At 65.9% G+C, this 22,859-nt stretch carries 16 protein-coding genes and 1 riboswitch; of the genes, 6 read left to right on the top strand and 10 right to left on the bottom strand.

Annotated features, from left to right (window positions below; translation table 11 throughout):
- Positions 1–278: 278 nt before the first annotated feature.
- The 4 genes from ABQ039_RS14040 to ABQ039_RS14025 all read right to left on the bottom strand — a co-directional run bounded on the left by ABQ039_RS14040 (position 279) and on the right by ABQ039_RS14025 (position 5,673).
- Positions 279–2,243, bottom strand: coding sequence for an AsmA family protein (locus ABQ039_RS14040; RefSeq protein WP_126966171.1), 1,965 nt, complete (start codon positions 2,241–2,243; stop codon positions 279–281).
- A gap of 49 nt (positions 2,244–2,292) precedes the next feature.
- Complete coding sequence (locus ABQ039_RS14035; RefSeq protein ID WP_024939244.1) at positions 2,293–2,937, bottom strand: hemolysin III family protein; 645 nt, start codon at positions 2,935–2,937, stop codon at positions 2,293–2,295.
- Between the two features lie 75 nt (positions 2,938–3,012).
- Positions 3,013–4,617 carry a peptide chain release factor 3 gene (locus tag ABQ039_RS14030; protein WP_024939243.1) on the bottom strand — a complete coding sequence of 535 codons (1,605 nt, stop codon included), beginning with the start codon at positions 4,615–4,617 and terminating at the stop codon, positions 3,013–3,015.
- Positions 4,618–4,752: 135 nt separating this feature from the next.
- Positions 4,753–5,673: a M23 family metallopeptidase gene (locus tag ABQ039_RS14025; RefSeq protein ID WP_126966170.1), complete on the bottom strand. Its 921-nt coding sequence runs from the start codon at positions 5,671–5,673 to the stop codon at positions 4,753–4,755.
- A 128-nt stretch (positions 5,674–5,801) separates the two neighbouring features.
- Positions 5,802–5,922, top strand: a riboswitch (SAM riboswitch).
- Positions 5,923–5,993: 71 nt separating this feature from the next.
- Here ABQ039_RS14025 and ABQ039_RS14020 point away from each other — a divergent pair.
- From ABQ039_RS14020 to ABQ039_RS14010, 3 genes are read left to right on the top strand one after another with little or no spacing between them, the layout of a single operon-like run.
- A complete protein-coding gene (locus ABQ039_RS14020) occupies positions 5,994–7,025 on the top strand; it encodes a homoserine O-succinyltransferase (RefSeq protein ID WP_126966169.1) in 1,032 nt (343 codons plus the stop codon).
- Entirely contained in the window at positions 7,022–8,239 is a 1,218-nt protein-coding gene (locus ABQ039_RS14015; protein WP_349778018.1) for an O-succinylhomoserine (thiol)-lyase, read from the top strand. The genes ABQ039_RS14020 and ABQ039_RS14015 overlap by 4 nt, the downstream gene beginning before the upstream one ends.
- On the top strand, positions 8,236–9,324 hold the full coding sequence (locus ABQ039_RS14010) for a homoserine dehydrogenase (RefSeq protein WP_349778019.1): 1,089 nt from the start codon (positions 8,236–8,238) through the stop codon (positions 9,322–9,324). Before ABQ039_RS14015 ends, ABQ039_RS14010 begins: the two co-directional genes overlap by 4 nt.
- A 199-nt stretch (positions 9,325–9,523) precedes the next feature.
- Here the strand turns inward: ABQ039_RS14010 and ABQ039_RS14005 are convergent, their stop codons facing one another.
- Both ABQ039_RS14005 and ABQ039_RS14000 read right to left on the bottom strand, forming a co-directional pair.
- Positions 9,524–10,519, bottom strand: coding sequence for an alpha/beta fold hydrolase (locus ABQ039_RS14005; RefSeq protein ID WP_046343724.1), 996 nt, complete (start codon positions 10,517–10,519; stop codon positions 9,524–9,526).
- 171 nt (positions 10,520–10,690) lie between these two features.
- Complete coding sequence (locus tag ABQ039_RS14000; protein ID WP_024939240.1) at positions 10,691–12,073, bottom strand: L-serine ammonia-lyase; 1,383 nt, start codon at positions 12,071–12,073, stop codon at positions 10,691–10,693.
- Between the two features lie 85 nt (positions 12,074–12,158).
- Between ABQ039_RS14000 and ABQ039_RS13995 the strand changes: the two genes are divergently transcribed.
- A complete protein-coding gene (locus ABQ039_RS13995; protein WP_024939239.1) occupies positions 12,159–12,392 on the top strand; it encodes a glutaredoxin family protein in 234 nt (77 codons plus the stop codon).
- 415 nt (positions 12,393–12,807) lie between these two features.
- On the opposite strand, the gene ABQ039_RS13990 is transcribed toward ABQ039_RS13995, so the two are convergent.
- The 4 genes from ABQ039_RS13990 to ABQ039_RS13975 form a co-directional block, all read right to left on the bottom strand.
- Positions 12,808–13,437 (bottom strand): cold shock domain-containing protein, encoded by a 630-nt coding sequence (locus ABQ039_RS13990; RefSeq protein WP_349778020.1) that lies wholly within the window; start codon positions 13,435–13,437, stop codon positions 12,808–12,810.
- Between the two features lie 150 nt (positions 13,438–13,587).
- Positions 13,588–14,157, bottom strand: a complete 570-nt coding sequence (locus ABQ039_RS13985) for a YceI family protein (protein ID WP_184608866.1) — start codon at positions 14,155–14,157, stop codon at positions 13,588–13,590.
- Between the two features lie 10 nt (positions 14,158–14,167).
- Positions 14,168–14,731, bottom strand: a complete 564-nt coding sequence (locus tag ABQ039_RS13980; protein WP_046343717.1) for a cytochrome b — start codon at positions 14,729–14,731, stop codon at positions 14,168–14,170.
- Positions 14,732–14,733: 2 nt separating this feature from the next.
- Positions 14,734–15,390: a YceI family protein gene (locus ABQ039_RS13975; RefSeq protein WP_184456847.1), complete on the bottom strand. Its 657-nt coding sequence runs from the start codon at positions 15,388–15,390 to the stop codon at positions 14,734–14,736.
- A gap of 96 nt (positions 15,391–15,486) precedes the next feature.
- On the opposite strand from ABQ039_RS13975, the gene ABQ039_RS13970 reads away from it, so the two are divergent.
- Both ABQ039_RS13970 and ABQ039_RS13965 read left to right on the top strand, forming a co-directional pair.
- A complete protein-coding gene (locus ABQ039_RS13970) occupies positions 15,487–19,053 on the top strand; it encodes an ATP-binding protein (RefSeq protein WP_349778021.1) in 3,567 nt (1,188 codons plus the stop codon).
- Positions 19,054–19,296: 243 nt separating this feature from the next.
- Positions 19,297–22,833, top strand: a complete 3,537-nt coding sequence (locus ABQ039_RS13965) for an ATP-binding protein (protein WP_221232333.1) — start codon at positions 19,297–19,299, stop codon at positions 22,831–22,833.
- Positions 22,834–22,859: the final 26 nt, after the last annotated feature.

The following is a 22,859-nucleotide window of genomic DNA, read 5'->3' as shown; positions in this document are numbered from 1 at the left end:
TACGTCCTTGTAGGCTCTTACGCGGCATCCATGCCGCGTAAGGTCCCGCGACGGTGAGCGGGCAAGGACCTGTCGAGAGGGGCGGTCTGCATGGTGCAAGCAGTGCAGGCCGCGCAGTCGTTCGAGGACTGCGGTTTGATCAGTTCCTTTCGATCCTGGCCATTACTGCAGTTTTGGGGTCACTGCATCCGTCAATGCACTTGCGTGTGATCGACACCTTGCCAACATCGCTACAGCGCTGGACAGGTCTGCTGGCGGCCCAAAGTGCTGTAGTGCACTTACTTTGCGAACTTGCCGCCGCAGTCGCTGTCCTTGCCGGGGCCCGGTTCGAAGGTTGCGAGCAAGGCGGCGGGTGGAGCGATCATGCCCAGTCCGACCGCAAGCGCGCCGCGCAGACCCAATGCCTTGAAGTCCGGACGGAAGGTCGGGTCCTTGAAACTGCCGCCAATCCGCAATGGCGAGCGCAGGCTCAGGATGCTGCGATCTTTCGGGCGTGGGCGCAGCAGCAGGTCCAGCGTCTCGTCCTTCAAGCTGATGCTGCCTTCGCCAATGATGATGGTGTCGGTGCTGTCGAAGGCCAGCGCACGCGATTGCATCAGGCCGTCCTGCACGCCGAAGTCGCCGAAGATGCAGCGCACCGGAATCTGTCGGTCCTTGGTGACCAGATACTTGAGCGACTCGGCGATATCCAGCCCGGCCAGCTCCATGATCAGATTGCCGACATGGCCGCGGCCCATGCCCACGCCGATCGTGCCGTCGGCGGTACCGAGCATCGCGCCGATCGAGTTGCCGCGTCCACGCAAATCGAATTCGCCACCGATGGCACCCGAGGCCTGCTTGGCGAGGGCGGTATCGGGGAAGAGTTGATCCAGCCGGATGCCGCGAAGACCTGCCTTGAGGTGCGTGGTGATCACCTCGCTGCGCGCATCCATGCGGATGATGGAGCGGATATCGCCACCGGCAACGCCGAAGTTCAGCGGGTCCAGCTGCAGCAAGCCGTCCTTCAATGTCAGCGAGGCATCCATGTCGTCCAGCGGCCACGATGGCGCATTGATGCGCTGCGCGCGCCAGCGTACCTGCGCATCCATCGCGCGTAGCTTCGACAAGTCGTACGGGGTGCTGGGGAGCACGCGTGCACTGGCTGCGAGCTGTGCCGCCTGTTTTTTCTGTTCTGCATTTGCCGACTCGTTCGCGCCGGTCTTCGGTGGCGCGCCGACGAAGCCCGCCAGGTCGTCGAAGTCCAGGCGTTTGGACGCTAGATCGGCACGCAGGAACGGACGCTTGTTGCGCAGGTCCACTTCTGCAGTGCCCGACAGATCGCTGTCGCCGGCGGTACCGGTGAACTTTTCGTAGCGCCAGAGCTGGCCGTTGCGGCGCAAATGACCGTCTAGCTTGTATGGCGGCGTCGACGGCATGGCCACGCCGGTCAGCGGATACAGGTCCTGCATGTCCTGGCCGCTGAGCGCCATTTGCAGATCGAAGACCTGGAACTGGAACGGGTTGGTCAAGGTGCCGCGCACGTGGGTGCGGGTGGCGCCGGCGCTGCCGCGCAGATCGATGCGGAATGGGTGCTCGCTCTGGCTCAGTTCCAGCGGCGAGGCAGTATTGCCCTTGAGCGTAAAGGGATAGCCCTTCCAGCGGCCCTTGCCGTCGATGCCGATCGGCGCTGCACGTTGGTCGCTGCTCGGTGGTGCGAGGCTGTTGATTGCCACATCCACGTTAGAGCGATTGGCTGCATCGATGTATTGCAGGCGCCCGTTGTTCACCAGCAGGCGGCCAAGGCGCGGCATGGTGCCATCGCCACTGTCCTGATCGAATACCCAGTTGCCGGGATGGGTGTCGTCGCCGGCTTCCAGCAAGAGGGTTGGGTGATCCAGGCGGATTTCCGGTAGACGCACTTTGCCGCGCAGCAGTGGCCACAACTCGACATCGATCTCGGCCGAGTTGAGCTCGGCCATCGGCCCGCGCTTGGACCATGCTGCGTTCGCCAGGCTCAGCCGATTGCCGCGCACGGTGGTCGTGCGGCCCAGCTTCACGTCCAGATAGCCGAGATGGAACTGGCGACCGGTCTTGGCGCTGACCACGCGCTCGACCGGACCGCGCAGCCAGTTCCACTGGAACAGCAGCACGAAGATCACCACGGCGGCGGAGACGATGGCAAGCCCGACCAGCCAGCGTCGACGACGTGGGCTGGGGGGCGATGGTGCAGCTGAGGTGTCGGTCACGTTGTTCACGCGGGCCATGGTTGGCGATGCCTCGTGCACGGCGCGCGAACGTGCCGCAGATCGCGTCTCACATCACCTGCGCAATCACCGCAACGAAGTGACAGGCACTGCCGGCCAGTACGAACAGATGCCAGATCGCGTGGAAATAGCGCTGGGTGTCGCGTTGGTAGAAATACGTGCCAAGGGTATAGAAGAGTCCGCCGGCCAGTAGCCAGCACAGAGACCAGGTATCGACCGAGCGCAGCAAGGGCTGGATCGCCACCACGATCAGCCAGCCCATCGCCAGATACAGCACCGTCGACAGCAGGCGGAAACGACCGGTGAAAAACAGCTTGAAGACCACTCCGGCGGCGGCGATCGTCCAGATCGCGGCGAACAATCCCCAGCCCCAGGAGTCGCGCAGATTGATCAGCGTAAACGGGGTGTAGGTACCGGCGATCAACAGATAGATCGCGCAGTGATCGAGCACCTGCAGGCGCGCCTTGGCGCCCGGGTGCGGGATGGCATGAAACAGCGTGGAGGCGACGTATAGCAACACCAGGGTGGCGCTGAACACGATCGAGGTGGCCAGTTGCCAGCCGTCGCCATAGACGGCGGCCAGCGTGATCAGCACCGAGCCACCGGCCAGTGCGGCAATGGCACCCAGGCCGTGGGTCACGGCGCTGGCTATCTCGTCGCGCAGGTCGGTCGAGGGGGAGGCGTCTGCGTTCATGCCAAAAAGGTACCGCAATTGCGAGCAATTCGCATCGCCGGCAAGTGCGGTCGCAGGCGCCGGTTCAAGCCGCGGTCAATCGATCGCCTTGGCATGCGCGTGTTCGCGCGTGGCAGAGAAGCGCACGTCCGGCGCACGTTCCTGCGCCAGCTGCAGATTCACACGCGTCGGTGCGAGATACACCAGCTGGCCGGCCGCGTCGATGCCCAGGTTGCCAGCGTTTTTCTCGCGGAACTCCTCCAGCTTCCTGGCGTTGTCGCAATGTACCCAGCGTGCGGTGGTGACGCTGACCGGCTCGAAGATCGCATCCACGCCGTATTCGTCCTTGAGTCGGTAGGCCACCACGTCGAACTGCAGCACGCCTACCGCGCCGAGGATCAGATCGTTGCTCATCAACGGCCGGAAGAACTGCGTGGCGCCTTCCTCGGACAGCTGCGCCAGGCCCTTTTGCAGCTGCTTGAGCTTGAGCGGGTCGCGCAGGCGTGCCCGACGGAAAAGCTCCGGTGCAAAGTTGGGAATGCCGGTGAACGACAGCGATTCGCCTTCGGTGAAGGTGTCGCCGATGGAGATGGTGCCGTGGTTGTGGATACCGATCACGTCGCCCGGCCAGGCTTCGGCGGCGATTTCGCGGTCGGAGGCCATGAAGGTCAGCGCGTTGGCCAGCTTGACGTCCTTGCCGCTGCGCACATGCAGGGCCTTCATGCCGGCGGTGAACTTGCCCGAGCACACGCGCATGAAGGCCACGCGGTCGCGATGCTGCGGGTCCATGTTGGCCTGGATCTTGAAGACGAAGCCGCTGAGCTTGGCTTCGGTCGCCTCGACCCGGCGGCCGGTGGTGTCGCGCGCCTGCGGCGGCGGTGCATGTTCGACGAAGAAGTCCAGCAGCGGTTGCACGCCGAAGTTGTTGACGCCCGAGCCGAAGAACACCGGGGTCTGCTGGCCGGCGCGATAGGCGTCCAGATCGAATGGATTGCTGGCACCCTGCACCAGTTCCAGCTCGTCGCGCAGCTCGGCCAGCATCTGCGTGCCGATCTTTTCGGCAAGGCCGGGCGCATCCAGCGACGGGAAGATGGTCGAATCCTGGCGGGTGAAGTTGCGGCCCTGTTCGTACAGGTGCACCTCGCCGGTGATCAGGTGCACCACGCCCTTCAGGCGCTGGCCCATGCCGATCGGCCAGGTCACCGGCGCGCACTGGATGCCGAGCACGGTCTCGACTTCATCCAGCAGATCGATCGGGTTCTTGCCCTCGCGATCGAGCTTGTTGATGAAGGTCATGATGGGGGTGTCGCGCAGGCGGCAGACCTCCATCAGCTTGATGGTGCGTTCTTCCACGCCCTTGGCGACGTCGATGACCATCAGCGCCGAGTCCACCGCAGTCAGCACCCGATAGGTGTCCTCGCCGAAGTCGGCGTGGCCGGGGGTGTCGAGCAGGTTGACGATCTTGCCCTCGTACGGGAACTGCATCACCGAGGAGGTGACCGAGATGCCGCGTTCCTTTTCCAGCGCCATCCAGTCCGAGGTGGCGTGACGGGCGGCCTTGCGGCCCTTCACCGAGCCGGCCATCTGGATCGCACCGCCGAACAGCAGCAGCTTTTCGGTCAGCGTGGTCTTGCCCGCATCGGGGTGGGAAATGATGGCGAAGGTGCGGCGGCGCGCGGCTTCGTTGGAGACGTCGGACATGGGCTGAGCGCGCCCGGTCGGACGCCTGCGGAAACTGAGGAAGCCGGAGATTATAGCGGCTTCGCCGCAGCCGGCCTCTGTAGCGCCGGTCAGGGGCTCTCCGGGCCGCAGGTTGGCGCTCCTGGGTGCCGCCACTTACGGTGCCGGCGAGGGGAACTGCAACTCGCCCTGCGGGCCCAGCATCCGGAATGGCAACGAGATCAGGCGCATGCCCGCGTTGCGCTGGAGCGAAAAATGCAGGTGCGGGGCCGTGCTGAAGCCGGTACTGCCCGAGGTGCCCAGGCGCTCGCCGGTGCGCACCACCTGGCCCGGGCGTACCGCCACGCCATCGGGCGCCAGGTGGGCATAGATGGCCATGCTGCCGTCGGCGTGCAGCACCCGCACCAGGTTGCCGGCGCCGGCGGCCTGGTCATGCGGGCCGCCTTCGCTCACATCGCGCCGCACCTCCATGACCGTGCCCGCGCGCGCCGCCAGCACCGGCGTGCCCTGCGGCAGCGCGAAGTCCACCGCGTACCAGTTGGGCGCATCGGTATGGCTGAAGGCCCCGCCAAAGCCCTGGTCCACTTGGACCGGCGCATCGCGGAACGGGAGCTGGTAGCGCACTTGCTGCTGCGGGCGGGCCTGCGGATCGCCGGGCACCAGGTCGAGCTTGAGTCCAAGCCCACCCAGGCTGCGCTGGTTACTGACCGGATACAGCCGGGCGAGCAGGCGTCGCTCGTGCGCAGCCAGTTGCACCGTCAACGGCAACTGCGGCACGGCGCGGTAATCCTCGCTGGGCGGTGCGCTCAGTTGAACCTGTGCGGGCCCGGCCAGCGGGTTGCTGACCCAGGCCAGGTAGGCCGGCGCCTGCCATTCCAGTTGCAATGAGGGGCCGGTGCCGGGCGATGCGGGCGCCGTCTGTGCCGCTGCGACTGATGGCGAGCTCGCAGCCGTGTTTGCGGCACCGGGCCAATGCCAGCGTTGCTGCGCGTTGGCGGGTGCGGCACACGCCAGAACCGCGAGCAAGAAAGGCCAGGCGAGGGCGGGCAGGGTGCTGCGAGGCACGTGGTGGGGCACGCGATCGGCTCGAACGGAGGGACCTCAAGTATGCGGTCCATCACAGGCCGCAGTGGTATCGGATGAAAATATATCTTTCCATCCGCATGAAGAGATTGACACCGCAAAAAAGTGGTGGCATCTTGGCTTCACCATCGAGACCGGCGGAGGGACAGGCCCTTTGATGCCGGGGCAGCCAGCGGAGCGCGCAAGCGCCCGCGTTTGGTGCCAAATCCTGCGGGGACCTCCGCGTCCGCCGAAAGATGGTTCGAATCGTGCCTTGCGCACGTCGAACGCGAGCTCCCGCGAAGCTCGATGGCCGATCCACCCCGGATATCGCCATGAGCCTCGTGAATACAGCATCGCCATCACCGACCGATTACGCCGAGACACCCGCCACCACCGATGACGGCTTGATTGCCGTACGCGGCGAGCTTGTCATTGCCTTGCCGATGCGCCATGCCGGCATGCGCGAGCTGCGGCTGCGCTATGAACTGATCGGCGCCGCCAATGCGCCGGTGGTGTTCGTGGCCGGCGGGATTTCCGCGCATCGCCATCTGGCCGCCAGCGACCTGTTCCCCGAGAAGGGTTGGGTGGATGGCCTGGTGGGTGCCGGCCGCGCGCTGGATCCGGCATCGCGCCGCCTGCTGGCGTTCGACTTTCTCGGTGCCGACGGCACGCTGGATGCGCCGATCGATACCGCCGACCAGGCCGATGCGATCGCCGCCTTGCTGGATGCGCTGGGTATCGCGCGTTTGCATGGCTTTGTCGGCTACTCGTACGGCGCGCTGGTCGGTTTGCAGTTCGCGACCCGCCATGCCGCTCGTGTCGGTACCCTGGTTGCGGTCAGTGGCGCGCATCGCGCCCATCCCTATGCCGCCGCCTGGCGTGCGTTGCAGCGCCGCGCGGTGGCGCTGGGTCAGCTGCAATGTGCCGAAAACCATGGGCTGGCGCTGGCACGGCAGTTCGCCATGCTCAGCTACCGCACCCCGGAAGAATTCAGCGAGCGCTTCGACGCGCCGCCGGAAGTGATCAACGGCCGCGTGCGCGTGGCCGCCGAAGACTATCTGGATGCCGCCGGCGCGCAGTACGTCGCGCGCACGCCGGTGACCGCCTACTTGCGGCTGTCCGAATCCATCGACCTGCACCGCATCGACCCGGCGCAGGTACGCGTGCCCACCGTCGTCGTTGCGGTGGAGGGCGACCGCCTGGTGCCGCTGGCCGACCTGGTCAGCCTGGTCGAAGGGTTGGGGCCGCGCGGCAGTCTGCGCGTGCTGCGCTCGCCGTATGGCCACGACGCCTTCCTGAAAGAAATCGATCGCATCGACGCGATCCTCGCCACTGCCCTTCGCATCACCGGAGAAACCGCATGAGCTTTCGTGACCCCGCCGACGCCCCCTGTACCGCCGCCACCGCCGCCGTCCGCGCCGGTATCGATCGCGACACTGCCTATGGTGCGGTGACGCCGCCGATCGTGCTGTCGTCCAACTTCTCCTTCGATGGTTTCGGCAACAAGCGCCAGTACGACTACACGCGCAGCGGCAACCCGACCCGCGATCTGCTCGGCGAAGCGCTGGCCGAGCTGGAAGGCGGTGCGGGCGGGGTGATCACCTCCACCGGCATGGGCGCGATCAACCTGGTGCTCAATGCGTTGCTGCAGCCGGGCGACACCCTGGTGGTGCCGCACGATGCCTACGGCGGCAGCTGGCGCCTGTTTAACGCGCTGGCCAAGAAGGGCCACTTCGCGTTGATCACCGCCGACCTTACCGACCCGCGTTCGCTGGCCGATGCTTTGGCGCAGTCGCCCAAGCTGGTGCTGATCGAAACCCCGTCCAACCCGCTGTTGCGCATCACCGATCTGCGCTTCGTCATCGAGGCGGCGAAGAAGGCTGGCGCGTTGACCGTGGTGGACAACACCTTCCTGTCGCCGGCGCTGCAGAAGCCGCTGGAGTTCGGGGCGGACCTGGTGCTGCACTCCACCACCAAGTACATCAACGGCCACAGCGATGTGGTGGGCGGTGCGGTGGTCGCGCGCGATGCCGAACTGCATCAGCAGCTGGTGTGGTGGGCCAATGCGCTGGGCCTGACCGGTTCGCCGTTCGATGCCTTCCTCACCTTGCGCGGTCTGCGCACGCTGGATGCGCGCCTGCGCGTGCATCAGGAAAACGCCGACGCCATCGCCGAGCTGCTGGACGGGCATGCGGTGGTCAACCAGGTGTATTTCCCCGGGCTGACTGCACATCCGGGTCATGCACTGGCCGCGCGTCAGCAGAAGGGCTTCGGCGCGATGATGAGTTTCGAGCTCGACGGTGGCGAAGCCGCAGTGCGCGCGTTTGTCGATGGCCTGCGTTATTTCACCCTGGCCGAGTCGCTGGGCGGTGTGGAAAGCCTGATCGCGCATCCGGCCTCGATGACGCATGCGGCGATGACCGCCGAAGCCCGCGCTGCCGCCGGGATTTCCGATGGCCTGCTGCGGCTGTCGATCGGCATCGAGTCTGCAGAAGACCTGTTGATCGACCTGCGCGCCGGCCTGGCGCGTGCCGAAGCGACGCTGACCAGCGCAAGCCGCAAACAGGTCGACGCGTGAGCACTGTGCTGCCTGTTTCGCGCCGCGCTTCGGCGGCAGCGGTGACGCCGACACCACGGCTGGCCTTGCTGGGAACCGGGACGGTGGGGCGCGCGTTCGTGGCGCGCTACACTGCGCTGCAGGAGCGCCAGCTGCAGTTGCCGCGCTTTGACTGGTTGGCCAACTCGCGTATTGCCCACGATTGCGGCACCAGCGCCGCACAGGCCTTGCAACAGGCCAATGCCGCGCCGCGTGGGCAGGCCGTGCTGCAACCCTGGGCGGAAACCACCGCCTTGCGTGCCGGCGATGTGCTGGTGGATGCGACCGCCAGCGAGGTCGTTGCCGACTGGCATGCGGAATGGCTGCTGCGTGGCGTACACGTGGTCACTGCCAACAAATTGGGCCAGGGCACTGCGTTGTCGCGCGCACAGGCCTTGCACGCGGCGCGTCACGCCAGCGGTGCGCACTACGGCGATAGCGCCACCGTGGGGGCGGGGCTGCCGGTGCTGAGCAGCGTGCGCGCACTGGTGGCGGGTGGCGACCATATCCACTCGATCGAAGGGGTGTTGTCCGGATCGCTGGCATGGCTGTTTCATCGCTACGACGGTACCGGCGCATTTTCCGATTGCGTGCGTGAGGCGATGGCGGCCGGCTATACCGAGCCGGATCCGCGCATCGATCTGTCGGGCGAGGACGTGCGGCGCAAGTTGCTGATCCTGGCGCGCGCGGCGGGCTGGCAGCTGGAAGCCGAACAGGTGCATGTGGAATCGCTGGTGCCCGCAAGCATTGCGCGGTTGCCGCTCGATGCCTTGGATGCACAACTGGGCGCGCTGGATACGGTGGTCGGCGCGCGCTGGCAGCAGGCACGTGCCGCGGGGCGTTGCCTGCGCTTCGTCGGCCGTGTGGACGCACATGGTGCCAGCGTCGGCTTGCGCGAGTTGGCGCTGGATCACCCGCTGGCCGGCGGCGCCGGCACCGATAACCGTGTCGCCATCAGCAGCGATCGCTATCGCCAGCAGCCATTGCTGATCCAGGGGCCGGGCGCGGGTGCCGAGGTCACGGCGGCGGCGTTGCTGGATGATGTATTGCGGATTGTGGCTGGGTAGCCGGTTAAGGACATGGAGAGGCGCCGGCGCTCTTTGAGCGCGGCTGTGGGGCGCGCGCTGTCGATTGGATCGCCACGCGTGTTGATGGCCTGCCGACTGCTCTGCACCTTGCAAACGGCTCAGCTGCAGCTCGCCCTTGCGCAAGCTGCAGCTTCCGAGGATGCGTTGGTCATGCCAATCGCACCGCCGCTGGCATTGCTTACGGCGCAATCGCCTTCAGTAATGCGGCATTGAACCGTGTCGGGTCCTGCACCTGCGGCGAATGTCCGAGATCGGCGAACTCGACGAGCTTCGCGTTCGGAATCGCCTCGGCCGCACGCTTGCCCAGCTTGGTGTAATCGCCGACACGTGCCTTGACCTCGGGCGGTGCGGTGTCCTTGCCGATCGCGGTGCGGTCCTTGAGGCCAATAAACAGCGTGGTCGGCACGCTCAGTTTGGGCAGTTCGTACACCACCGGCTGGTTGAACACCATGTCGTAGGTCAGCGCCTGGTTCCAGGCAACCGCCTGCCGGCCGTTGCCCAGCGACATGCCGGCCTGCATACGCGCCCAGCGTTCGAACTCGGGCTTCCACTGGCCGGCATAGTAGACCTCCATCTGATACTTCTTGATGCGCTCGAAGCTGATCTTCAGTTCGTTGTCGTACCAGGCATCGACGCTGCGCCACGGAATGCCTTCGGCCTTCCAGTCTTCCAGGCCGATCGGGTCGACCAAGGCCAGGTGCTCGGTGGCCTGCGGATACATCAGCGCGTAACGGATGGCGAGCATGCCGCCCATCGAATGGCCGACCACCACCGCACGTTCGATACCCAGCTTCTTCAGCAGCGCCTGGGTGTTGTCGGCCAGTTGCGCGAAGGAAAACTGATAGGCGGCCGGCTTGCTGGATTTGCAGAAGCCCACCTGGTCAGGCGCAATGACGCGGTAGCCGGCGGTGCTCAACGCGGCAATGGTCTGTTCCCAGGTGGCGGCGCAGAAGTTCTTGCCATGCAGCAGCACGGCGGTGTGCCCGTTGGGTTTGCCGGTGGGCGCGACATCCAGGTACGCCATTTCCAGCGGCTGCCGTTGCGAGGTAAACGCAAAGGTCTTGACCGGATAGGGGTAGTCGAAGCCTTCCAGGCGCGGGCCGTAGCTGGCTTCCTGTGCCATCAGAGGGCCGCAGGCCAGGGCCAGGGCGAGAGTGCAGGCAAGCTGTCGCATCGCGATCTCCGTCGGAATCCAGCGTCAGACGGTACATGGCGGCATGTGGTGGGGACGTACAGCACTGGCATGCGACTGCATCGGCGGCCGCTGCCGTTGGACGCATTGCCCAGTTTCGCGATGCCTGGAGAGTGACTGCAATACATGGCGCTGCCCGGGGCCGCGCCCGGCTCAGCATTCGATAACGTTGACCGCCAGGCCGCCGCGGCTGGTTTCCTTGTACTTGTCCTGCATATCGCGGCCGGTGTCGCGCATGGTCTTGATGACCTTGTCCAGCGACACCTTGTGCTTGCCGTCACCGCGCATGGCCATGCGGCTGGCGTTGATCGCCTTGACCGCGCCCATTGCATTGCGTTCGATGCAGGGGATCTGCACCAGGCCGCCGATCGGGTCGCAGGTCAGGCCCAGGTTGTGCTCCATGCCGATTTCGGCGGCGTTTTCGATCTGCCCCGGGTTGCCGCCCAGCGCGGCGACCAGGCCACCGGCGGCCATCGAACAGGCTACGCCCACTTCGCCCTGGCAGCCGACCTCGGCGCCGGAAATGGAGGCATTTTCCTTGTAGAGGATGCCGATGGCCGCAGCGGTGAGCAGGAAGTCGAAGATGCGCTGCTCGGATGCGCCGGGGCAGAAGCGGTCGAAGTAATGCAGCACCGCCGGGATGATGCCGGCCGCGCCGTTGGTGGGCGCGGTGACCACGCGGCCACCGGCCGCGTTTTCCTCGTTGACGGCCAGTGCGTAGAGATTGACCCAGTCCAGTGTGGTCAGCGGATCGCGCATCGCCGCTTCCGGTTTGGACGACAGTTCGCGATACAACGCCGGTGCGCGCCGCGAGACGTTCAGGCCGCCCGGCAGCGTGCCTTCCTGGCGGATACCGCGCTCCACACAGGATTGCATTGCCGCCCACAGCTCGCGCAGACCAGCGCGAATCTCGTCCTCACTGCGCCAGCTCTTTTCGTTTTCGAACATCAGCGCGGCGATGCTCAGGCCGCTGCGTGCGCACTGCGCGAGCAGTTCGTCGCCGCTGAGGAAGGGGTAGGGCAGCGGCGTTTCGTCGGCCACGATGCGGTCGTCGGCGGCATCGTCCTGGTTGACCACGAAGCCGCCGCCGACCGAGTAGTAATCGCGCGTGGCGATCACCGCTTCATCGGCATCGTAGGCGGTGAAGCGCATGCCGTTGGTGTGGTAGGGCAGCTTCTGCCGCTTGTTCATCGGCAGGTCGCGTTTTTCGTCGAAGGCGATGACGTGCTGGCCCATCAGGCTGATGCGCTTGCTGGTGCGGATGCGCTCCAGCGTGGCCGGGATGATGTCCGGGTCGATCAGGTTGGGGCGGTGGCCTTCCAGGCCGAGCAGCACGGCCTTGTCGGTGCCATGGCCGCGGCCGGTCAGGGCCAGCGAGCCGAAGACTTCGGCGCGGATGCGCACCACGTCCTGCAGGCGGCCGGCATCCAGCAGCCAGCGATGCACGAAGCGCTCGGCCGCGCGCATCGGCCCCACGGTGTGGGAGGAACTCGGACCGATGCCGATCTTGAACAGGTCGAACGTGCTGACAGCCATGCTTGCCGGAGAGGTGAGCGTAAAGGCGGCTATTCTAGTCGCTCGGCGCTTGCGGCACGGCTGCAGCGCAGCATGGGAGCTCCCGATGGCCTTGATCCTGTACCAGCGCGACGATTGCCACCTGTGCGACCAGGCCGTGGAAGTGCTGGCGCAGGCACGCGCAGGCGAGTTCGGAAGTGTCTTCATCGACGGCGATGCGGCGCTTGAGGCCGCTTACGGGGAGCGCGTGCCGGTGGTGGGCGATGCGCACGGGCGCGAGCTGGATTGGCCATTCGACAGCCGGCGGTTGCGCGAGTGGTTGAATGCCGGCACGCGATGAAGCGGCGTGTTCGCCTCCGGTACGCGCCAGATTTTGGATCTGGAGTGGCTGAAAACGACGTCGTGCCCGTCTGGTGCGGAGCGGATGATCTGGGCCTTCGCTGCAAGGCGGCCGACCTGCTGCTTGGCTGCCGGGCGCTTGCCCGCTCACCCTCGCGGGACGCGCCGCGAGTACGTCCGTGTAGGCGCTTACGCGGCATCCATGCCGCGTAAGTTGCCGTGACGGTGGGCGGACAAGGACCCGTCGAGCTGGTCGGTGTGTATGGTTTTCAACAACACAACCGGCATCTGTCTGGTGAGGGCACCGCGCCTTCGACCGACTCAGCGTTTAACCTCGGCTTTTGACTGCATCCAACATGATGGGGCTAACAAACGAATCGTGTCGGCCGCCCGTTCAAGGTGTCAGCCGTATTGATTCAATGGCACCACTGCTGCTCGCAGGGCACGCCATCGTGGTCGCCGTCCATCGTTGTGTCGGGGCAGTTGCGCAGCACCCAGGTGGCATCGTCGCAGGAGGTCATCTGCGAGCAGTGTTTGCGGCCGCCGCAGCTGTAGTGCGGCGTGGGTGCGGGTGTGGCCGACGTTGTGCCTGCTGCTGCAGCTGCCGTTCGTGCGGGTGAGCTCTGGAGCGTTGCGCGGCCTCGCTGCGTCCTGGTTGCCGGTGCCGGTACCGGTGCTGCTGACGCAGTTTCAGTGGGGGCGGGGACTGGCATCAGCGCGTCCCGACTGAGATACGCATAGCCGCCAGCACCTGCCACAAGCAACAGCATGATCTTGCCCAACCCGAGCGAGTGATGGGGCGATGGTGATCGCGCTGCCGCATGCTGCCGGCGCGCAACACGTCCGGCTGCATGCTGGCCAGCGCGCATCACGCGCACGGCCTGCCGTCGCCCATCCTTGCCCGGTTCGATCTCAAAGGAAATCAGCTCGCCGATGCGTGGCGTTTCGAAGCCGCGGGGAAACGCTGAAATGTGCACGAACAAATCATCCCCCGGCTGCGCCGGCGTGATGAAGCCGAAGCCGCGATTGGTATTCCAGCGGGTCAAGGTTCCATGCGTGCGCATCAGCGGCGTCCCTGGGATGGATGCCGAGTCTAGCTGTCGCGCGGTGTCATCCGGCCGTCAGGCACAAAAAAACGGCGGACCCGACGAGGTAGTCCGCCGTTCAATGGCCGCGTCCGGTTGCGGCCGGTGGCGTTACTTCGCCTTGAACACGACCTTGGTGCTGATCGCGGTTTCGTTGGGAATGGTCTTGGTATCGGCCCAGTCGCCGCCGCCGACGCCGAAGTCCAGGCGCTTGACCAGCGCCTTGCCGGCCAGCACCGGCTGCGTGCCGGGTGTCCAGGTGAAGGTCAGCGTGACCGGCTTGCTGACGCCGCGCAGTTCCAGCGTGCCGTCGGCCGCGTACTGGTTGCCGCCGAGTGCACGGAACTTGTCGGCGCGGTAGCGCGCGGTGGCGAACTTGGCGACATTGAAGAAGTCCGGCCCCTGCAGGGTCGAGTCACGGTCGTTGTTGCCGCTGATGGCACTGGCCAGCGGGATGCGCACATCGAGCTTGGCGCCGGCAAGATTGGCCGGGTCGAAACTCAGCGTGGTGTCGAAACCGGGGAACTTGCCGGTAAACACTTCGCCGTCGTACTTGCTGGCAAACACCAGCGACGAGCCGGGCGCCTGCACGTAGTCGGCAGCGAGGACCGGGGCGGTGGCGAACGTGGCCACCAGCGAGGCGGCGACCAGCAGGGGAGAGGCGAACAACCTGGACGACATGGGGAATCCTTTAGGGTTTGGAAGAGAGCCAGCCACGCGGCAACATCCGCACCAAGGTGGCGTCACGCTGGAACAGGTGGTGGTAGAGCGCAGCGCCGGCATGCGCCAGCACCACGGCAATCAACAGCCAGAAGCCCCACTCGTGGATGAAGTGCGCAACCGCACGCAATTGTTCGTCCGGCGGGCTGAGCTTGGGCACGGCGAACAGGCCAAACCAGCGGAACGGGCGCAGGCCGCTGGTGGAGTCGTACAACCAGCCCGACAGCGGCATCGCAAAGATCATCGCGTACAGCAGCCAGTGGGTCAGCCCGGCGATGCGTTCCTGCCAGCGTGGAGTGCCGGCCACCGGCGGCGGCGCGCCCGCATAGAGGCGCCAGGCCAGCCGGACGATCACCAGTGCCAACACGGTCAGGCCCACCGACTTGTGTGCGGTGTAGACCCAGAAGTATTTCGGCGTCTTGGGCAATTCGCCCATGGTCAGGCCGACGATGCCCAGCACCAGGATCAGCAGTGCGATCAGCCAGTGCAGGGTCTGGCTGACACCGCCCCAGCGTTCGATGTTCTTCAGGGTCATGCTCAGGATTCCGGGCTGGGCGCAGCGTCAGGGGCGGCGGGTGCGTTTTGGGGTTGCGGCGTGTCGTCGTCGGCGCGGCCTTCGCGCACGGCTTCGGCTTCGATGCGCAGTTCCACCGTATCGCCGATCATCGATTTCCACGCGTCGATGCCGAACTCCGCACGGCTCAGCGTGGCAGTGGCGGAAAACCCGGCGGTGCGGCGGAACGGCGGCAATGGATGGCGTTTGAGCGCATTGAGGGTGACGTCCAGGGTGACCGGGCGGGTGACCCCGTGCAGGGTCAGGTTGCCGGTGACCTTGGCGTGGTTCTCGCCGCTGGCTTCCACCTGCGTGGAGACGAAATGCGCGTCGGGAAAGCGCTCGGCGTCGAGTAGGTTGCGTGCCAGGGTGGCCTCGTTCCACTTGGCATCGCCCAGGTCGGTGCGGTGCAGCGGCACGGTCACGTCCAGCCGTGCCGAGGCCCAGTCGTCCGGGTCGAACACCAGCGTGCCGCTGGTTCCGGAAACGGTGCCCAACGCCTTGGAAAAGCCGGCATGTTCGACCGCGAACAGCACCCGCGTGTGCACCGGATCCAGCGCGTAACGCACCGGCGCGGCGGTCGCGGCAAGGCTGGTCACGACCAGGGCGGGAAGCAGCAACAGGCGGGCGAGGGTTGTCATGGGCGGATTCTAGACATATCCCGCTGCACCGCGCTTGGCTTGCGCTCGCAACGATCCGTTGCGAGCATGCGGGCTGGACGTGGAAAGGATGCCCACATGCGTGCGCTTGCTGTTTTGTTGGTCTTGCTGCTGGGCGCAATGCCCTGTGTGGCGAAGATTCCGGAGATTCCGCGTTTCCGGATCGTGGGTCCCAGCGACGGACTCCCATCGACCATGGTGGTTGCGATCCACCAGGACCGCGCCGGCTATCTGTGGCTTGGCACCCTGGATGGTTTGGTGCGGTACGACGGCGCAGGATTCAGGACCTGGCGACATGATCCTTCCGACCCGACATCGTTGCCCTGCAACGCGATCCAGGCGCTGCACATCGACGCGCTTGACAGGATATGGATCGGCTGCGGCAAGACGCTGAGCGTCATGGATGCCGGACGAGGCCATTTTCGGCACTACCGCGCTGTTGACTATCCGTCGATGAAGGACGGCGAGATCTACAGCATCACTGCGTTCGACGGCGACATCTGGGCCGGAACCACGACCGGCGCGCTGATTCGCATCGATACTTCCGGCGTGATGTCGTCGGTGGATCTGGGTACGCTCGATGGCGACCTTGACCAGGCCATGGTCATGAATCTTGCGGCGGACAACCGGCAGCGGCTGTGGATCGGAACCACCAGTGGACTGGCGTATTACGACGGAAAACGTCTGCATCGCGTCTATGTCCCGGACGAGCCTAACCGGCAGTCTGCCATCTTCGGTCTGCAATGGGCGGGCGACCGTCTGTGGCTGGGCAGCGAGTCGGGGCTGCACGTCATGGGATCCGACGATCGATGGCAGCCGCTTCCCTGGGGGACGATGTTCGGCACCGGCAACGAATTCTGGGGTGCAGTGGCTGCCCCGGACGGCGAATTCTGGTTGGGAAGCGGACGCGGTCTGTGGCGGACCCGCGGCGAGCGTCCGCCGGTCCCAGCCTTCAGCGGAGAGGGGGCTTTGTCACGCCGGAATGTCATTGGCCTGCTTGGAGCCGCTGATGGCGGGCTATGGGTTCCGATGCATGGCACCGGCCTTGGGTACTTGCCGGCAGACTGGAAGCGCACTGCCGTGCTCAAACCCGCGGTGCCGACGGGTGATGCCATCTATTGCAACCTGGCCCCTGCCACACGTTCCGGTGGTCTGTGGCAAGTCGATGCGGAAGGTCGCTTGTTGCGGGTCGATCCAAGCACTGGCGACACGTTTCAGACAGGGTTGCAGTCGTCGCAACTCAAGGACATGGAGTTGGTGTCGGCGCTGGAGGATCGCCTGCAACGTGTCTGGCTAGGCAATTTGAGCTTTGGCCTTTCCCGCATGGACCTGCGGACCGGTGAATTCATCCACTGGCCGTCCGATGGCCCCGAACCGGCGTCGGCGCTATCGGCGCCTGACTGGATCATCGAGCATGGCGATACGGTGTGGATGGCCTTCATCGACATGCTGCAGCAGCGCGATCTGCGTAGCGGTCGTGTCTTGCAGCGCATCACGCAGCAGGACTTGCACGGTTTGCGCGATATCGCCGTACAGCAGCTGGAACAGGGCCCGGACGGGCGCGTCTGGGTTGCAGGCGAAGGCGGCATGTTTGCCTGGGACGAAGCGTCACACCAGTTCGTGCCGGTCCCAGGGTTGGAAGGGGCGCAGATTCAGGCGTTTGCCAGCCAATCGCCGGAGATGGTGTGGGTGTATCGGGCCGTCGGTGCAGAACAATGGAAAAAAACCGCAACACGTTGGGTGCGCGTGCGTCAGGTGGGCCAGGTGGATGGCCTGACCGGGTTCGATGCGTCCGCAATGCGGATCGACCCGCGTGGCAGGGTCTGGATTTCCAGCTTGCGCGGGCTATGGCGGATCGACCCTTCGGTGACGCCGGCACGCCTACGCAATATCGGTACACGCGATGGATTGACCAGCCAGGAGTTCATTCAGCATTGTCTGCTAATGGCGGGCGATAGCCTGATCGGGGCGACCAGCGATGGCTCCACCGTGCTGCTGGATACCGCAATGCCCGATATCGCACCGTTTGTTCCGGCACTGCAGCTGGAACATGTCAGTGTGCTACGCAATGGTGCACGCGTCGCGTTGCCAATGGATCGCCCGTTTCAGCTTGGCCCTGGAGATCGGCAGCTACAGATCGTCAGCCGTCTGCTGTCGTACAGCGACCCGCTGTCCAATCGTTATCGCAGTTTCTTGAAAGGCTTCGACACCGAATGGCAGACCTCGGGCAACGCGGGAATCCGGGAATTCGCCAGCTTGCCTGCCGGTAGCTACGAACTCACACTGCAAGGGGTGGATCCGCTGGGCAATCGCTCACAGATGCGCTCGCTGCGGTTCTCGGTCAATCCACCGTGGTGGCGCAGTGACGCAGGCATCGCGCTCATTTGCCTGCTTGTGCTGCTGCTGGGCGCATTGCTTGCGGCAGCCTACCGCCGCCGTGTGCGCATGCGCGCGCAGTGGCAGCTGGCCCAGCACAAACGCGAGCTGGCCGAGCAGGCATCGTTGGCCAAGACACGCTTTCTTGCGACCCTGGGGCACGAAGTGCGAACGCCGATGACCGGTGTGCTGGGCATGAGCGAGTTGCTGCTGCAGACGCCCTTGGACGGACGCCAGCAGGGTTATGCCAGCGCGATCCAGCTGGCTGGCAAGCATCTGCTGCGGCTGGTCAACGATGCATTGGACCTGGCGCGGATCGAGGCCGGCAAGCTGCCGCTGGATTACCGCGACTTCGATCTGCGTCAGCTGATCGGGCAGGTGGCCGAGCTGGTGCGCCCGAGCGCCGAGCAGAAGCGGCTGGCCTTCGCCTGCGAGCTGGATGACGCGCTGCCGCCTGCATTGCATGGCGATGCCAGCCGGGTGCAACAGATCCTGCTCAACTTGTTGTTCAACGCGGTCAAGTTCACCGAGCGTGGCAGCGTCAGCCTGCGTGTGGGGGTGGTGCCGCAAAGCCACGGGCAAGGCATCCGGATCGAAGTGTGCGACACCGGCCCGGGCATGAGTGCAGAACAGCGCGGGCGCCTGTTCCAGCGCTTCGAGCAGGCCGAAGGCGCCGTGACGCTGGCCCGGCATGGCGGCAGCGGCCTGGGCCTGGCGATCTGCCGCGAACTGGCAGCGGCGATGGGCGGTGCGGTGACGGTCAGCAGCGAACTGGGGCAAGGGGCGTGTTTTGTGGTGGAGCTGCCGCTGCGCTGGGTGAGTGCGCTCCCCGCAGTGCCTGCGCCTGCACGGGCAAGCTCGCCGCAGGCACAGGCGCCATTGCAGTTGCTGCTGGTCGAAGACGACCCGACCGTGGCGCAGGTGATCGTTGGCCTGTTGCAGACGCGTGGCCATCAGGTCACCCATGTCCTGCATGGTCTGGCGGCGTTGGCCGAGGTGAGTACGCGCCGCTTCGACGCGGGGCTGTGCGATCTGGACCTGCCGGGCATCGACGGTGCGGCGCTGGTGGCGCAGTTGCGCGCGCGCGGCGTGCGCTTTCCGATCGTTGCGGTCACCGCACGTGCCGATGCCGACGCAGAACCGCAGGCGATGGCCGCCGGCTGCAATGGCTTCCTGCGCAAGCCGGTCACCGGCGAGCTCCTTGCACAGGCGTTGGCACGCGTGCTGGCCGATGCCGCCGCTGCGCATGACGTCCCGGCCGTCGGCTGAGCTGTCATCGCTTGCCCGGTCGTACGGTTGCCGCCTGGCGCCGATGCAACAGCGTTGAACCGGATCGAGGCCCCCCTGCATGCGCTGGTTCGGGACGGGAGGTGAAAACGGACGAGCGACGCGACAAGCCCGCTCGGGCTTGCTCGCACCGCGTGCGGCCCGCACTATGCGGCGACTTGTCGTGAAACCTGTCCCGTGCGCCTTTTTTCGTGTTTTTCCTACTGGTTGATCGCAGCGGTGTCGCTGTGTGTGTACGTCACGGTGCCACCTGCGCGGGCGGCCACGGGCGCGCTGCTCACGCCGGTGCCCAGCCAGGTCACGGTCGCCGACGGGCTGCCCTCGGACACCGTCAGTGAGCTGGCCGAAGATCAGCAGGGCTATCTCTGGATCGCCAGCGATGACGGCCTGGCCAGATTCGATGGGCGCAACTACCGCATCTGGCGGATGGAAGACGGCTTGACCAGCAACGCGATCTGGACCATCTGCGTCGATCGCGACAATCGGGTGTGGATGGGATTCGAGAACGGCGGAGCCGGTTTTCTGGAGCCCAAGACGCGCGCGTTCAGGCGGCTGGAGAACCCGCAGTTTCCGGAGCTGCGCGAAATCACGGTGTGGGCGCTGGCCTACACCCCGAACGGCGATATCTGGCTTGGTACTGCGGCCCACGGGCTGTATCGGCGACGTCCCGACGGCAGCATGCAGCGCTTTTCCAACGTGCCCAGCGACCCGACCAGCCTGCCGTCCGACAGCGTGATCGGGTTCGAGGTCGCGCCCGACGGAACATTGTGGATCGGGACCCATGGCGGGCTAGCGCGCTGGGACGGCGCGCATTTTCAGCGGGTGTCGTTGCCCGGAACCACGCAGGCGGTCAACCGGCTGCACATGGAGCGCAGCGGCAACACCTTATGGGTCTCGGATGTGGTCGGCGATGCGTTTCGCGTGGACGCCGACGGCCAGGCGCGGCCCCAGCCGTGGCAGAAGGCCGTGAGCAAGCGGCGGGTGATGGGAGTGTTGCTGCACGACCGCAGCGGGCGCTATTGGCTGGACACCGAGAGCGGCCTGGGCCTGTCCACCGCAGGAACCGACATCAGCAGCGTGCCGGTCTACAGCCTGTCGGCGCATGGCCTGGTCAGGCGCAACTGGATTACCGCTTACGAGGATCGGGAGGGCGGGCTGTGGTTTGCGGCGCTTGAAGGTGGCCTGTGGCACCTGCCTCCGCATTGGGACACCTTTGCGGTACTGGCCCACCACGGTGCTGATCCACAGTCGCTGACCAATCCGTCGGTGCTGGCGACGGCGTCTTCGGCTGCGGGCGGTGTCTGGCTGGCTGGCTCGCGGCATGCGCTGGAGTATCTCGATGCGGCGACCGGCCAATTGCAGACGCATCTGACGCAAATCGATGCCCGTCCGCCCGACTCCATGCTCGAAAGCCGGCGCGGGTTGGTCTGGATCGGCGTCGAAGGAAAACTGGTCCGGTATGACCCGCAGAGCGGGCAGGTCAAACGCTTGCAGCTACGTGAGGACGTCGAGCCCGATCCGGACGGTGCGGCGGACCGTCCGGGCTGGATGGCTGAGGACGCGCAGGGCCGCCTATGGGTGACAGTGCTGGAATATGGCCTGCAAATCCGCAACCAGGACGGGCAACTGCTGCGGACCATCGTCAATGGCAGTCATGGACTGGAGGTGTTGACCATCCTGGACCTACGCCTCGGCCCGGATGGTCAGATATGGCTGAGCAATAACGCCGGCCTGCGGCGCTGGGACCCCGCCGCCGACCGGTTTGTCCCCGTCGACGGTACACCGTCCCTGCCGACCTATCTGTTCCGGCTGGGAGAGGGGGGCGTGCTCTGGACCGGGTTGGCCGGCGAGATCCGGCGGTATCTGTGGGACGGAAAGCGGCTCAAGCACCTGGACACGGTCGGAAAGGAGCAGGAGTTTCCGTTGGTGGCACCCAACGGCCTGGTGGTCGACGCCAGGGGCGTGGCGTGGGTGTCCAGTCAACGCGGGCTGATCCGGATCGACCCCGGCAGCAGGTTGGTGCGCGTGTACGGCGTGCACGATGGGCTCCCCAACCAGCAGTTGCAGATCAACACGCTGGTGCAGGCCGGCAGCGGGCGCATCGTCGCTGCATCGCCCGACGGCGTGGTGGTGTTCGACCCGGCCACGATGCGCCCCAGCACCCGCAGGCCGCCGTTGATCATCGAACGCGTGGGCCTGCGGCGCGGGGAGCGTGGTCTGGATATCACCGGGCAAGAGCCGCTGACGATGCAGGATGGCGACCGCGATCTGCATATCGTCGCGCGCCTGCTCAGCCTGGCCGATTCCGAATCCAACAGCTACCGATTTCGGTTGAGTGGCTACGATCCGGACTGGATCGATGTCGGTCCCAGCGGCGAGCGGCAGTTCTCGCGGCTGCCCGCCGGGCATTACACGCTGGAAGTGCAGGGGCGCACCGCCGACGGCATCTGGTCGGCCAGCCAGACGCTACGTTTTCAGGTGCTGCCGCCCTGGTGGTTGTCGCCATGGGGACTGGTGTTTCTGGGCGTGCTCGCGCTCTGCGCCATCGCCGCGGCGGTGTTGTTGTATCGCCGCCGCCTGCGGCGTTTGAACGCCTGGCAGCTGGCCGTGCACAAGCAGGAGCTGGCCGAGCAGGCGTCGCTGGCCAAGACGCGCTTTCTGGCCACGCTCGGCCACGAGGTGCGTACCCCGATGACCGGTGTGCTGGGCATGAGCGAGCTGCTGCTCAAGACCTCGCTGGACAACAAGCAGCGCAGCTATACCGAATCGATCCGTCGTGCCGGCGCGCATCTGCTGCGCCTGGTCAACGATGCGCTGGACCTGGCGCGGATCGAATCCGGCCGTCTGGAACTGGATCTGGAGCCGTTCTCGGTACGCCAGCTGGTGGCCGAGGTGGAAGGCCTGATGGCGCCCCTGGCGCAGGAGCGCGGCCTGCGTTTCAGCCTGGAAGTAGGGCTGCTTGGCGACATCACCGCCAGTGGCGATGTCACCCGCATTCGCCAGATTCTGCTCAACCTGCTCAGCAATGCGATCAAGTTCACCGAGCGCGGCGTGGTCGGGCTCAAGCTGACCACGCTGGGCTCGTATCAGGGGCTGCGTTTCGAAGTGGCCGATACCGGCCCGGGCATCAACGCCGACCAGAAAGCGCGCCTGTTCCAGCGCTTCGAACAGGGCGACGGCGCCAAGACCACTTCGCGCTATGGCGGCAGCGGCCTGGGCCTGGCCATCTGCCAGGAACTGGCGATGGCGATGGGCGGGCATATCGAAGTGATCAGCCGGCTCGGCGCGGGCACGCGCTTCGTGGTGGATCTGCCGCTGCGCTGGGTCGCTTCCAACGCCACGCTCGGTGGCGAGGTGGCGCGCACCGGAGGCGCGGTCGCCCCGCAGCGCATCCTGCTGGTGGAAGACGACCCCACCATCGCCGAGGTCATCGTCGGCCTGCTGCGCTCGCAAGGGCACTCGGTGGTGCATGCGCCGCACGGGCTGGCCGCGCTGACCGAAGCGGCCGACAACCCTTTCGACCTGGCCTTGCTGGATCTGGACCTACCCGGGCTGGACGGCTTCGCCCTGGCGCGGCAGCTGCGCGTGTTCGGTTACGACATGCCGCTGGTGGCGGTGACCGCACGCTCGGACGAAGAGGCCGAGCCCACCGCGCAGGAAGCCGGGTTCGACAGTTTCCTGCGCAAGCCGCTCACCGGCGACATGCTGGCCGACACCATCGCCGAGGCATTGCGGCGCGAACGCCCGCGCGAGCAGATCTAGAGCCGTGCACCGCAGTTGAAATCGCA

This window comes from Xanthomonas sp. WHRI 6108, assembly GCF_040202385.2.
In the GTDB taxonomy this organism is placed as follows: domain Bacteria; phylum Pseudomonadota; class Gammaproteobacteria; order Xanthomonadales; family Xanthomonadaceae; genus Xanthomonas; species Xanthomonas arboricola.
This window is presented reverse-complemented; position numbering and strand designations above follow the sequence as displayed.

Coding starts and splice junctions, on each gene's coding strand:
- ABQ039_RS14015 (WP_349778018.1), top strand. CDS start 7,022: ATGAGCTTTCGTGACCCCGCCGACGCCCCCTGTACCGCCGCCACCGCC.
- ABQ039_RS14020 (WP_126966169.1), top strand. CDS start 5,994: ATGAGCCTCGTGAATACAGCATCGCCATCACCGACCGATTACGCCGAG.
- ABQ039_RS13975 (WP_184456847.1), bottom strand. CDS start 15,390: ATGACAACCCTCGCCCGCCTGTTGCTGCTTCCCGCCCTGGTCGTGACC.
- ABQ039_RS13970 (WP_349778021.1), top strand. CDS start 15,487: ATGCGTGCGCTTGCTGTTTTGTTGGTCTTGCTGCTGGGCGCAATGCCC.
- ABQ039_RS14040 (WP_126966171.1), bottom strand. CDS start 2,243: ATGGCCCGCGTGAACAACGTGACCGACACCTCAGCTGCACCATCGCCC.
- ABQ039_RS14000 (WP_024939240.1), bottom strand. CDS start 12,073: ATGGCTGTCAGCACGTTCGACCTGTTCAAGATCGGCATCGGTCCGAGT.
- ABQ039_RS13995 (WP_024939239.1), top strand. CDS start 12,159: ATGGCCTTGATCCTGTACCAGCGCGACGATTGCCACCTGTGCGACCAG.
- ABQ039_RS14030 (WP_024939243.1), bottom strand. CDS start 4,617: ATGTCCGACGTCTCCAACGAAGCCGCGCGCCGCCGCACCTTCGCCATC.
- ABQ039_RS13985 (WP_184608866.1), bottom strand. CDS start 14,157: ATGTCGTCCAGGTTGTTCGCCTCTCCCCTGCTGGTCGCCGCCTCGCTG.
- ABQ039_RS13980 (WP_046343717.1), bottom strand. CDS start 14,731: ATGACCCTGAAGAACATCGAACGCTGGGGCGGTGTCAGCCAGACCCTG.
- ABQ039_RS14035 (WP_024939244.1), bottom strand. CDS start 2,937: ATGAACGCAGACGCCTCCCCCTCGACCGACCTGCGCGACGAGATAGCC.
- ABQ039_RS14005 (WP_046343724.1), bottom strand. CDS start 10,519: ATGCGACAGCTTGCCTGCACTCTCGCCCTGGCCCTGGCCTGCGGCCCT.